The 12,314-nt window shown below is 65.7% G+C and carries 11 protein-coding genes; 4 read left to right on the plus strand and 7 right to left on the minus strand.

Translation table 11 applies throughout. The annotated features are described in order from the left end of the window. Nucleotides 1-30 precede the first annotated feature (30 nt). Entirely contained in the window at nt 31-750 is a 720-nt protein-coding gene (locus C8N34_RS13325; protein ID WP_235451181.1) for a rhomboid family intramembrane serine protease, read from the plus strand. Here C8N34_RS13325 and murJ read toward each other — a convergent pair. The 3 genes from murJ to C8N34_RS13340 are packed head-to-tail and all read right to left on the minus strand — an operon-like array spanning nt 747 to nt 6,292. Further along, nucleotides 747-2,291: a murein biosynthesis integral membrane protein MurJ gene (gene murJ, locus C8N34_RS13330; protein WP_108129250.1), complete on the minus strand. Its 1,545-nt coding sequence runs from the start codon at nt 2,289-2,291 to the stop codon at nt 747-749. The two genes, C8N34_RS13325 and murJ, sit on opposite strands and share 4 nt — an antisense overlap. 3 nt (nt 2,292-2,294) lie before the next feature. After that, nucleotides 2,295-5,045: a [protein-PII] uridylyltransferase gene (locus C8N34_RS13335; protein WP_108129400.1), complete on the minus strand. Its 2,751-nt coding sequence runs from the start codon at nt 5,043-5,045 to the stop codon at nt 2,295-2,297. Nucleotides 5,046-5,080: 35 nt separating this feature from the next. Next, nucleotides 5,081-6,292 (minus strand): penicillin-binding protein activator, encoded by a 1,212-nt coding sequence (locus tag C8N34_RS13340; RefSeq protein WP_108129251.1) that lies wholly within the window; start codon nt 6,290-6,292, stop codon nt 5,081-5,083. Nucleotides 6,293-6,377: 85 nt separating this feature from the next. Between C8N34_RS13340 and rsmI the strand changes: the two genes are divergently transcribed. From rsmI to gshB, 3 genes are read left to right on the plus strand one after another with little or no spacing between them, the layout of a single operon-like run. Further along, entirely contained in the window at nt 6,378-7,256 is an 879-nt protein-coding gene (gene rsmI / locus C8N34_RS13345; RefSeq protein WP_108129252.1) for a 16S rRNA (cytidine(1402)-2'-O)-methyltransferase, read from the plus strand. Between the two features lie 2 nt (nt 7,257-7,258). Further along, complete coding sequence (locus tag C8N34_RS13350; RefSeq protein WP_054301230.1) at nt 7,259-7,630, plus strand: YraN family protein; 372 nt, start codon at nt 7,259-7,261, stop codon at nt 7,628-7,630. 53 nt (nt 7,631-7,683) lie between these two features. After that, complete coding sequence (gene gshB / locus C8N34_RS13355) at nt 7,684-8,628, plus strand: glutathione synthase (protein WP_108129253.1); 945 nt, start codon at nt 7,684-7,686, stop codon at nt 8,626-8,628. A gap of 11 nt (nt 8,629-8,639) precedes the next feature. On the opposite strand, the gene C8N34_RS13360 is transcribed toward gshB, so the two are convergent. From C8N34_RS13360 to cobU, 4 genes are all read right to left on the minus strand, one after another. Further along, nucleotides 8,640-10,160, minus strand: a complete 1,521-nt coding sequence (locus C8N34_RS13360) for a YifB family Mg chelatase-like AAA ATPase (RefSeq protein ID WP_108129254.1) — start codon at nt 10,158-10,160, stop codon at nt 8,640-8,642. A gap of 43 nt (nt 10,161-10,203) precedes the next feature. After that, nucleotides 10,204-11,082 (minus strand): glutathione S-transferase, encoded by an 879-nt coding sequence (locus C8N34_RS13365; RefSeq protein ID WP_108129255.1) that lies wholly within the window; start codon nt 11,080-11,082, stop codon nt 10,204-10,206. A 73-nt stretch (nt 11,083-11,155) separates the two neighbouring features. Continuing rightward, entirely contained in the window at nt 11,156-11,731 is a 576-nt protein-coding gene (locus tag C8N34_RS13370) for a histidine phosphatase family protein (RefSeq protein WP_108129256.1), read from the minus strand. Continuing rightward, nucleotides 11,728-12,276, minus strand: a complete 549-nt coding sequence (gene cobU, locus C8N34_RS13375) for a bifunctional adenosylcobinamide kinase/adenosylcobinamide-phosphate guanylyltransferase (RefSeq protein WP_242013810.1) — start codon at nt 12,274-12,276, stop codon at nt 11,728-11,730. Before cobU ends, C8N34_RS13370 begins: the two co-directional genes overlap by 4 nt. Nucleotides 12,277-12,314: the final 38 nt, after the last annotated feature.

A 12,314-nucleotide genomic window follows, 5' to 3' on the forward strand; every position in this document is an offset into this window, starting at 1 on the left:
TCGGCTTACCTTTGGTGGCAAGGGGCGTCAATGAAGGCCCTGCAACATGAGGCGAAGATGCAGCATCAGGACGATTTGACCGAACCGCCGTTGAACCCCTTGCCCTGGGTCGTCTGGGCGCTGGTTCTGCCCATCGTGGCGATGGAGGTGGTGGTGAGCCTTGGTCAGCGCGGGCTGATCGGTGGCGCACATGCCGTTGGCTGGCGGCTGGACGCGATGGAACGCTTTGCCTTTTCACCCGATCTTCTGCGCTGGATGGCGGAAAATCATGTTTGGCCGCTGGACGGGCTGATCCGGCTGGTCAGCTATCCTTTCGTGCACACGAGCTTTACCCATGCGGTGTTTGTCGTGGTGATGCTGCTGGCGCTTGGCAAGATGGTGGGCGAGATCTTTCGCTGGTGGGCGGTGCTGGTGGTGTTCTTCGGCGCAGCCATGGTCGCGGCGGGGGTCTATACCGCTGTGCCGGGGCTGGTGCAGCCGCTGGTCGGCGGGTATCCGGCGATCTACGGGCTGATCGGGGCCTTCACCTTCCTGTTGTGGGTGCGGCTGGCCGGGGAGGGGGCGAACCAGTACCGCGCCTTCACGCTGATCGGCTTCCTGCTGTTTGCGCAACTGCTGTTCGGTGTGTTCTTTGGCGGCGGCACCGAATGGGTGGCCGACATCGCGGGCTTCGCCACCGGCTTTGTGCTGAGCTTCGTGGTCAGCCCCGGTGGTTTTGCCCGCGTGCGGGCGCGGTTGCGGGAACGCTAGGCGCGTTTCCGGCGCAGCGCTGATTTGAATTCGGTCAGACGGAAGGCGCCGATCAGCGTGCCGAACCCGAAGTAGCTGATGATGCCGCTGGCGACCAGCGCTCCCAGTGCCAGCCAGCGCCAGCGCGCGGCATCCAGCGCGGGCCCAAGCAGCAGCGCAGCCGCCCAAAGCACGAAGCCCATCACCAGCGCGGCGGCGACGATGCGCCAGATCCGGGCGCGGAAACGGGCGTCGAAATGCGCCTCCGGTCCCATGGTGCGCGAACCGCGCCAGAGCTGCCAGACCATGACCCAGCCGGAAACGGTTGTGGCGAGCGCTGCCGCCATGAATCCGATCACCGGCATCATGCCCACGGCAAAGGCGAGGTTCACCACCATCGACCACAGCGCATAGCGGAACGGGCTGCGGGTGTCTTCGCGCGCATAATAGAGCGGCTGGAACACCTTGTGCAGCACGAAGGCGGGCAGGCCAAGGCCATAGGCTGCCAGCGCCAGCGCGGTATTGGCAGCATCGTCCGATCCGAAGGCGCCGCGCTGGAACAGCACCTGCACCAGCGGAAGGGCGATCACGACCAGCGCCACGGCGGCGGGAATGGTCAGCGCCAGCGCGAATTCGGCGCCGCGGTTGAGGCTCGCGCGTCCGCCTTCTGCATCGCCCGCGCGCAGGCGGCGGCTCAGGTCAGGCAGCAGCGCCGTGCCGATGGCAATGCCCACCACGCCCAGAGGCAATTGGTAAAGCCGGTCGGCAAAGGACAGCCATGTCACCGCGCCTTCGGTATGCGAGGCGACCTGACGGCCGACCAGAAGGTTGATCTGCACCACCCCGCCCGCAAGGATTGCGGGGCCTGCGATGATCGCCAGCCGCTTCAGATCCGCGCTCCAGCGCGGCCAGCCGAGGGTGAAGGTATGTCCGGCGGCGCGGGCCGAAAACCAGACGAAGCTGAATTGCATGACCCCTGTCAGCGGCAGCGTCCAGGCCAGCGTCATCCCCATGTTCCAGCTCTGCCAGTCGGCCAGCCACATGGCAGCGATGAAGGCGAGGTTCATCAGAACAGGCACAAAGCCCGCTTCGGTGAACCGGCCCTTGGTGACCAGCACGCCGGAGACCAGCGCGACGAGGCTGATGAACAGGATGTAGGAGAACCCGATCCGGCCATAGATCACCGCAAGGTCGAAGCGTTCGTCGCCTGCAAAGCCCGAAGCCATGGCCCAGACCAGCGCGGGCATCGCAACCGTTCCGAGGATGGTGAACACCACCAGCAGCCAGGCCATGCCGTTGAACGCTTCTTGCGCAAAGCCCTGCGCATCCTCACCCGCCTCGACCTTCTTGGCGAACATCGGCACGAACGCCTGATTGAAGGCGCCTTCGGCAAAGAAACGGCGGAACATGTTGGGCAGCGACTGCGCCACGAAGAAGGCGTCGGACACCGCGCCGGCGCCAAGATAGTTCGCCATCAGGATGTCGCGGGCAAACCCCGCACCACGCGACAGAAGCGTCCACCCGCCGAGGGTGACCACATTGCGGATCAGGCTTTTCGTCATGTGCTACCCTTGGGCCTGCGCCCGTTTGGCCCCCTCGGCAATGGCCTGGCGCAGCTTCTTGTCCAGCGCCTCCTGCCGGTGTTTCTGATGCAGTTTCAGGCCGAACATGTCTTTCACATAGAAGCTGTCCACCACCTGCGCGCCGAAAGTGGCTATCACGGCGGAGGCGATGTAGACGTTGTTCGCCGCCAGAGTGCGGGTCAGGTCATAAAGCAGCCCCGGCCGGTCGCGGGTATCGACCTCGATGATCGTGTAGATTTCGGACCCTTCGTTGTCGAAGGTGATATGGGTCGGAAAGCGGAACTCGCGCTCGCGCTTCTTTACCTTGTCGCGGTCGGCCAGTGCCTCGCGCGGGACGACCTCGCCGCGCAGGGTCTTTTCGATCATCTGACGCAGGCGGGGCAGGCGGCTGACTTCGTAGGGATGGCCGTCGGTATCCTGTATCCAGAACACCGCGGTGGCATAGCCGTCCTTTGACGTATAGGTCCGCGCATCCACAACATTCGCGCCCACCAGTGCCAGCGCCCCGGCGAGCCGCGAGAAGATGCCAGGATGATCGGCCAGCGCGAAGCAGGCCCGCGTCGCGTCGCGCGCCGGATCTGGGTGCAGGTCGATGCGGATCTCGGTATCGTCCAGATCACGCAGCAGGCGGGCGAAGACCGCCTGTGTTTCCGTCAGCAGCCCCTGCCAGTAGGGGGCGTAATGCCGCGCGAGTTCGGCCCGCAGATCCTTGGCATCCCAGTCGGCCAGAACCTCGCGCAACTGGCGTTTCGCCTCGTTCTCGCGCCGCTCGCGGTTGACGTTTTCCAGCCCGTTTTCCAGCGCCTCGGCGGTTTCGCTGTGAAGGCGACGCAGCAACATGGCCTTCCAGTTGTTCCAGGTGCCGGGGCCGACGCCGCGAATGTCACAGACCGTCAGCACGGTCAGCAGATCCAGCCGCTTGCGGGTTTTCACTGCCTTGGCGAAATCGCGCACCGTGCGCGGATCGCCGATGTCGCGTTTCTGCGCCATGTCGGACATCAGCAGGTGATAGCGCACCAGCCATTCGACAGTTTCGCATTCCTCGTCATTCAGCCCCAGGCGCGGCGCCACGCGGCGGGCGATCTGGGCGCCAAGGATCGAATGATCCTCGGGGCGGCCCTTGCCGATGTCGTGCAGCAGCAGGGCAACATAAAGCACCCGTCGGCTGACGCCTTTTTCAAGGATGTCGGACGACAGCGGCAGCTCCTCGACCAGCTCGCCGCGTTCGATCTGCGCAAGGGTAGAGATACATTGGATGATGTGTTCATCCACCGTGTAATGGTGGTAGACGTTGAACTGCATCATCGCGACGATCGGCTCGAACTCGGGGATGAAGGCGCCCAGCACGCCCAGTTCATTCATCCGCCTCAGGGATCGCTCCGGGTTGCCATGTTTCAGCAGCAGGTCGAGAAAGATGCGCTGGGCTTCCGGGTCTTCGCGCATCTCGTCGTCGATCAGCCGCAGGTTCGCCGCGATCAGCCGCATGATGTTGGGATGCAGAAGATAGCCGGTGCGCAAGCCTTCTTCGAAAACCCGCAGCAGGTTCAGCTTGTCGGCCAGAAAGCTGCGCGGGTCGGCGGCGTCGATGCGGCCCTGCACCAGACGAAAGCCCGCGCGTACCGATTTGCGGCGGCGGAACAGGCCCATGATACCGGCCTCGGGCTTGGCGTGGCGGGCTTCAAGCTGGGTCAGGAACACGCGGGTCAGTTCGCCCACCCGCGTCGCATGGCGGAAGTAATCCTGCATGAACACCTCGACCGCGCGGCGCCCGCCGCTGTCGTGATAACCCATGCGCGCCGCCACCTCGACCTGCATGTCGAAGGTCAGCTGGTCCATGGCGCGCTTGCAGATGTAGTGCAGGTGGCAGCGCACAGCCCAGAGAAAGTTCTCGGCGCGGTTGAAGGTCTCGTATTCGTCCTGCGTCAGAAGACCCGCCTGCACCAGCCCCGCCGCATCCGGCACACGGTTGAGGTATTTCCCGATCCAGTAAAGCGTTTGCAGGTCGCGTAACCCGCCCTTGCCCTCTTTCACATTGGGTTCCAGCACATAGCGCTGGCCACCCTGCCGCTTGTGCCGTTCGGCGCGTTCTGCAAGCTTTGCTTCGATGAATTCGGGGCCGGAGTTGCGGAAAAGCTCGGCCCAGAGGGCATTATCCAGTTCCTGCGCCAGCGCGGTGTCGCCGGTGATCTGGCGATGTTCCAGCAGGGCGGTGCGAATGGTGATGTCCTCGCGCCCCAGACGGATGCAATCCTTCACCGTGCGCGAAGAATGACCGACCTTCAGCTTCAGATCCCAGAGGATGTAAAGCATGGTCTCGATCACGCTTTCCGCCCAGGGGGTCATCTTCCAGGGGGTCAGGAACAGCAGGTCGACATCGGAAAACGGCGCCATTTCGGCACGGCCATAGCCCCCTACCGCCAGCACCGACAGCCGCTCTGCCTCGGTCGGTGTCGGCAGTGGATGAAAATGGTGGCAGGCGAGGTCGAACGCCGTGCTGACCAGCCCGTCGGTCAGATGGCTTTGCGCCCGCGTCAGGGCGCGGGCTTCCAGAGGGCGTTCCGCGAAGGCGGTGGCAAGGGCCGCGTTGGCGGCGGCCTTGGCTTCGGTCAGATGGCGCACCGCGACGGCGCGGGCCTCACGCGGATCAGTCTCGCCCGCGATGGCGCTGGAAATGGTTGCGGAAAGCGCGCGGGGGTCGATGATCTCGACCCCCGGCAGCAGCATGTCCTGCATCGTCAGGGCGGCGCGGTGCAAGCTTGTCCCCGGTCTCAGAACCCGGCACCGGCAAAGCTGCGCGGCGCGGGATCAAGGACGGAGATCTGGCCGTTCTGGATGGTGGCCACGGCCAGACCGCGTTCATTGGTGCCGTCACTCCGCAGGCGGAAGATCCCGTTCACGCCCACGAACCCGGACCCCTGGGTCAGGCCCGAACTGGTCAGCGCATTGCGGTTCCCCTGTTTCACCAGCGCCCCGATGGCGGCAACGCCGTCATAGGCCAGCCCCGAGATCGGCAGCGGCGGCTCGCCATAGGCCGCCTGATAGCGGTTCTGGAACTGGTTGTAGAGCGTGGGATCGGGGAGCGCGAACCAGCCTCCCTGAATGCCCGGCAGGTTCAGGGTCGCGGCCGGAATGTCCCAGCGCGTCAGGCCGATCAGTGCGGTTGCGGGCGGGCTGACGCCATTGTCACGCAGGGTCTGGCTGATCAGCGGCAGCGCGCCGGCGGTGTCGGCGGTCAGAAAGACAGCCTGCGCCCCGGTGTTGCGGGTGGCCGCCGCAATTGCCGGGGCGGCGGACAGGATGCCGTTCTGCGAGAATTCATAGGACTGGACACCGACCACCGAACCACCCGCTGCGGTGACGCCGCGCTGGATCGCCGTGCGGCCGACCTCGCCCTGGATGTTGCGGTCATGCACCACCATCACGCGGCTCTTGCCGGAGCGGACGGCGAACCGGCCCAGGCGGTCGGCCGTGTTCTGGAAGGTCGGGCCGAGGACAAAGACATTGCCCCCCGCGATATCGGTGTTGTTGGAGAAGGACAGGACATTGACGCCCCGGCCTGCCACGGCAACCCCGGCGGCATTGGCTTCCTGCGCATAGACCGGGCCGAGGATGATCTTCGCACCTTCGTCGACGGCCTTGATGGCCTGCGCCTGCGCCCGGCCCGGCTGGCCGGCGGTCGGATAGACCCGGAGGTCGATCTTCACGCCCCCCAGATCGGAGATTGCCAGCCGCGCCGCATTCTGAAGGCTGCGGGCCAGCAACTCGTCACTCGCCTGCCCGGAGCCCGAGGGAATCAGCAGCGCCACGGGCACCGGCGCGCCGGGGTCGATCTGCTGGCCGCTGCCCCCGCCCGGCCCGCCGACGGGCACGCAGGCGGCAAGAACGGCCGCACCTGCAACGGCGGTCGCACGGGCGGCGGCGGCGCGCAGGGGCACCATTCGGGCCAGCGACTTGCGGGCCAGACGGAAAACGGGGAACATGCGGACTTCCTCACTGTCAGGGCGTAGCGGTCGCCGGCGAGAATACGCGCCACCGTCGCCGAAGTAAACTTGGAGGCCGCAGCCCATGACCGATCCGCGCCCAGCCACCGGCAGACCGCCGCCGAAACCCGCGCCGGGCCTGTATTTCGTGGCAACCCCCATAGGCGCGGCCCGCGACATCACGCTGCGTGCGCTGGATCTTCTGGCGACCGCAGATGTTCTGGCGGCCGAGGATACCCGTACGCTGCGGCATCTGATGGAAATTCATGGCGTCCCGCTGGGCGACCGGCCACTGGTCGCTTACCATGATCATAACGGCGAACAGGCGAGGCCCCGGCTGCTGGCGGCGCTGGCGGCAGGACGCAGCGTGGCCTATACATCCGAGGCCGGGACCCCGCTGGTGGCCGATCCGGGCTATCAGCTTGGCCGCGCCGCCATCGCCGCCGGATATGCGGTGCATACCGCCCCCGGCCCCTCGGCCGCCATTGCGGCGCTGACCGTGTCAGGCCTGCCGTCGGACAGGTTCCTTTTCGCCGGGTTCCCGCCTCAGTCCGGCGAGGCGCGCCGCAAGTTCCTGGCTGGCATCGCCCGCAGCGATGCGACGGCGATCCTTTATGAAAGCCCGAAACGCGTTAGGAAATTGTTAGATGAATTGCCGGAACATACAGGAGGCGAAAGACAGATCGTTATCTGCCGGGAATTGACCAAGCGATTCGAGGAGGTGCTGCGCGGGACCGCGCAGGAACTGCGCGACCGGATCGGCGATCAGGATCCGAAGGGGGAAATCGTTGTGCTGATTGACCGTGCCCCGGCAGAAACGGCCCGTGCGGAAGATCTTGAAACCGCGTTGCGCCAGGCGTTGCGCGATCACCGTGTGAAGGAAGCCGCAGCGATTGTGGCGGAGGCGTTGGGGCTGCCCCGGCGAGAGGTTTACCAGCGGGCATTGCAATTGATCGGAGAGTGAGGATGCAAAAACAGCGCGCGGATCGCGGGGCAAGGGCCTGGCAGGCCGGTGCGGCGGCAGAAGGTTCGGTCGAGCGTCTGTATGAACGCGGTGGCCGTCAGATCGTTGCACGGCGCTGGCGCGGGCAGGGGGGTGAGATTGATCTGGTGGCGCGTGATGGCGCTGAAATCATCTTCATCGAGGTGAAGCAAAGCGCTACCCATGCACAGGCCGCCGAACATCTCGGGCCCCGTCAGATGGCACGCATCTGTACCGCCGCTTCTGAATATCTGGCGCAGGAACCGCTGGGGCAGTTGACGCCGGTGCGCTTCGATGTCGCGCTGGTCGACGGGGCGGGGCGTATCGAGATTCTGGAAAACGCTTTCGCGGCCTGATTGCATCGGCCTGCACCTTGCGGCAGGAAGGGGCGTCAGCAGGAGGATTGCCCATGCGTCTCAAGGTCGCGTTTCAGATGGACCCCATCGGGTCGGTGAACATCGACGCGGACAGTTCGTTCCGTATTGCGCTGGAAGCGCAGGCTCGCGGACACGAGCTGTTTTTCTACACGCCCGACAATCTCGCCTTCGTCGAGGGGCGGGTGATGGCGCGCGGCTTCCCCATCGAATTGCGGCGTGAACTCGGCAATCACGTCAGCTACGGCGCGGAAACCGAGGTTGATCTTGCTGATTTCGATGTGGTCTGGTTACGGCAAGATCCGCCGTTCGACATGGGCTATATCACCACCACGCATCTGCTGGAGATGATCCATCCGAAAACTCTGGTGGTGAATGATCCGTTCTGGGTGCGCAACAGCCCCGATAAGCTTTTGGTTTTGCGTTTCCCGGAATTGACGCCGCCGACCGCCATTGCGCGCGATCTGCGGACGATCCGCGCCTTCAAGGAAAAGCATGGCGACATCATCCTGAAGCCACTTTACGGCAACGGAGGGGCGGGCGTGTTCCGGCTTGACCCGAATGACCGCAATCTTGCTTCGCTGCACGAGCTGTTCACTTCGATGAGCCGCGAGCCGATGATCGTGCAGAAATTCCTGCCTGCCGTCTCCCGGGGCGACAAGCGGGTGATTCTGGTCGATGGCGAGCCGGTGGGCGCGATCAACCGGGTGCCGCAGGCCGGGGAGACGCGGTCCAACATGCATGTCGGCGGTCGCCCCGAGAAGGTGGGCCTGACAGAGCGCGATCTGGAGATCTGTCGCACCATCGGCCCGGTCCTGAAGGAAAAGGGGCAGGTTTTCGTGGGCATTGATGTGATCGGCGACTGGCTGACAGAGATCAACGTGACCTCGCCCACCGGCATTCAGGAACTGGAGCGGTTTGACGGCACCAATACCGCTGCCCGCATCTGGGAAGTGATCGAAGCGAAACGCGGGGCGTAATCGCAGGTGCGTCAGGCGGATGTGCGGTTGGCCAATGAGAGTCGGAAGCTGACCGCCTCTGCCACATGGGGGCTGCGGACTTGCGGCTCTTCCGCCAGATCGGCAATGGTGCGCGCCACTCGCAGAATGCGGTGATAGGCGCGCGCTGACAGGCCGAAACGCTCGGCGACGCGGTTCAGCAGCGCGCGACCCTCGGCATCGGGCGTGGCGATTTCCTCCAGCAGGCGGCCCTCTGCATCGGCATTCACCCGCAGGCCCGGATGGCCGGCAAAGCGGCGCGTCTGTAGGGCGCGGGCCGCGGCCACCCGCGCGGCTACCGTCGCCGAATCATCCCCCGAGGCCGGCAGGTCGAGGTCTGTGAAAGCCACAGGGGGCACGTCGACCCGCAGGTCGAACCTGTCCATCAACGGGCCGGATATGCGGCCAAGATAATCCTCGCCGCAACCGGGAACACGGGCACAGGCGCGCGCCGGGTCGCTGAGATAGCCGCATTTGCAGGGGTTGGCGGCCGCGACCAGCAGGAAACGGCTGGGGTAACGGATATGCGCATTGGCGCGAGCCACAACCACATCGCCGGTTTCGATGGGCTGGCGCAGGGTTTCCAGCACGGCGCGGGGAAATTCGGGCAACTCGTCCAGAAACAGCACCCCGTTATGCGCAAGGCTGATCTCTCCCGGTTTCGCGCCGCGTCCGCCACCGACGATGGCGGCCATCGAAGCGGTGTGATGTGGTTCGCGGAAGGGGCGTTCACGCGAGATGCCACCATCGCCCAGAAGTCCCGCAAGCGAGTGGATCATCGAGGTTTCCAGCGCCTCGGCGGCGGAAAGCGGCGGCAGGATGCCGGGCATCCGGGCCGCCAGCATGGATTTTCCCGAACCCGGTGTGCCGACCATCATCATGTGATGTCGCCCGGCAGCGGCGATTTCCAGCGCGCGTTTCGCCCGTTGCTGCCCCTTCACATCGCGCAGGTCACGGGTCTGGGGCGGGCGGGCGATCTCGCCTGCCTCGGCCGGGGTGATCGCGCTTTGTCCGGTGAAATGCCGCACCACCTGATCCAGTGCTCCGGCGCCCAGAACCTGCGTGGCACCCACCCATGCGGCTTCGGCGCCGCAGGCCCGCGGGCAGACCAGCTTTCGGTCGGCTTCGGCTGCGGCCATCGCGGCGGGCAGGGCGCCAACCACAGGCACCAGCCGCCCGTCGAGCGACAGTTCTCCCAGCGAGACCACCTGTTCAACCTCATCGCGTGGCAGGATTTCCAGCGCAGCCAGAAGCGCCACCGCGATGGGCAGATCGAAATGCGAGCCTTCCTTGGGCAGATCGGCGGGCGAAAGGTTCACCGTGATCCGCTTTGACGGCAGGGCAATCGACATGGTCGCCAGCGCGGCCCGCACCCGTTCCTTGGCTTCGGACACCGCCTTGTCGGGCAGGCCCACGACCGAGAAGGAGGGCAGGCCCGCCGCCACGGCGCATTGCACCTCGACCATGCGGGCCTCGACCCCTTCGAAGGCGACGGTAAAGGTGCGCGCGACCATGCTCTGCCCCGTTCAGCTTCGTTAACGGGTAGAGGCGAATGGTTTACGAACGGTAAATGGCCATGAAGGCGGGCCAGGCCTCCGGGTCTGCTGCGGTCTTGTCGCGGCAGAAGACATTGCAGAAGCCAAAACGCCGTCCCTCCAGTTCAAGCGCATGGGTCACCGGCTTGCCGGAATAGGGGCAGGTGGTGTTTTCGGCGGTGGCTCCCTCGACCGCGCGGGCAGGCAACACAGCCGGGCCGGGCCAGGCGCGTTGTGGCCAGTCGCGGCGGTAGAAGGGCTGATCGGCTCCGTCCACCATACCCATTGCGCGCCAGCGGCGGAAGGCGGGGTGGGCCAGATGCGCGGCGACATAGGCAGACGCCTGTGCGCCGACCGGCAGGTTATAGGTGGCAATGCGGGTGGCGACAGGTGCAAAGAAGACGTCCGCCGCCGAATAATTGCCGCAAAGCCAGTCGCCTGTTGCGCCGGTTTCCCGCCGCGCCCAGGCCCAGATCTGTTGCAGCCGCTCCAGATCGGCCAGAACCTCGGGCAGTGGTTCGCAGGTCTCGTAGGAGATGCGCAAGTTCATCGGACAATGGCCGCGCAGGGCGGTGAAACCTGCGTGCATCTCGGCTGCAAGCGCGCGTGCCACGGCGCGGGCGCGAGGGTCCGCAGGCCAGTGCCCGGCTTCGGGATGCCGGCTGGCGAGTTCTTCGGCGATGGCAAGGCTTTCGGCCACGACCACCCCCTCGGGCATGCGCACGGCGGGCACGGTGCGGGCAGGGGCGAATTGCGCCAGAAGCGCCGGAAATTCATCGGTATAAAGCCGGGCGCGGTGCAGGTTGCAGGGCAGGCCGAACGCCTCGAACAACAGCCAGCCGCGGAGCGACCAACTGGAATAGGCGCGGTCGCCAATGGCAAGATCATAGGGGGCGGTCATGAAATGCTCCGTGTTTTCCAGAGCCTAGCGCGCGAAGGTCAGGCGGGGAAACGAAACTCTGTCGGGAGATACATCACGGAATGTGATTGATCGTCTCGGCCCGCCAGCGCCGGTTGTCGAAGCTGAGGCAGGTCACAGATAAAGGGTCAATCCGGTGTCCCAATGCTTCGGAAGGCGCCTCGTCCAGCGCCAGTGCCAGCCGGGTCAGGATGACCCCCATATGCGCCACGATGACAAGATCGGGCATGGCCGCCGACATCAGGGCCTGCACCGCGCCGTCAATTCGCTGCGCGGCGGCGTTCCAGCTTTCACCGCCTGGGGGCGCGATATCGCCGGGATCCTCCCAATAGGCGCGGGACAGGTCCGGGTCGCGGGCCGAAACCTCATCAAACCGCAAGCCCTCCCATTCGCCGAAATGCAGCTCGCGCAGGTCGTCGCGGGCAGGCAGGCGGGGGCGGGACCCCGCCAGCGCATCTGCCGTGGCGCGGGCGCGCAGCAGGGTTGACGACACGACCGGCGCCGCCGCTGGCAGATAGGCGTCCAGCCGGGCAATGGCTGCGATATCCGACAGATCGGCGGGCACATCCCGCCAGCCGCAGAAGGCGCGCTCATGCGTCGGTCCGTGCCGGACCCACCAAAGCCGCTTCATGGCAGTTGTCCCTTCAGCACCACCGGCAGCCCGGCGATGACGGCAACGGCCAGACCGGCCGCCTCGGCGAGCCGCTGGTTCAGGCGCCCCTGTTCATCGCGAAAGCGCCGCGCCAGCGCGTTTTCCGGCACGATCGACCAGCCGACCTCGTTGCTGACAACGACGACCGGCGCCGCGCAGGCGGTCAGTGCGGCCAGCAACCGTGCGGCCTCTGCCGCCAGATCAGCCTCCGCCAGCATGCGGTTGCTCAGCCAGAGGGTCGCGCAATCGACGAGCACGACCGATCCTGCCGCCACCGCCGCCACCGCCTCGGGCAGATCATGCGGCGCCTCGACGGTGTGCCAGTCCGCGCCGCGGTCAAGGCGGTGCGTGGCGATGCGGTCGCGCATCTCGTCATCCCAGGCCTGCGCCGTGGCGATATAGGTGCGGGGAAGGCCGGTCTGCCGGACCAGCCGCTCCGCAAATCGTGACTTGCCGGAACGGGAACCGCCCAGCACGATCGAAAGTTGTGGCAGGGATAGTTGTTTTGTTTGTGATCCGATCACCGGCTTGCCTCGTATCCCTGGTATCCGGCGACACAGAT

The sequence above is a fragment of the Gemmobacter caeni genome (genome assembly GCF_003054195.1).
In the GTDB taxonomy this organism is placed as follows: domain Bacteria; phylum Pseudomonadota; class Alphaproteobacteria; order Rhodobacterales; family Rhodobacteraceae; genus Gemmobacter; species Gemmobacter caeni.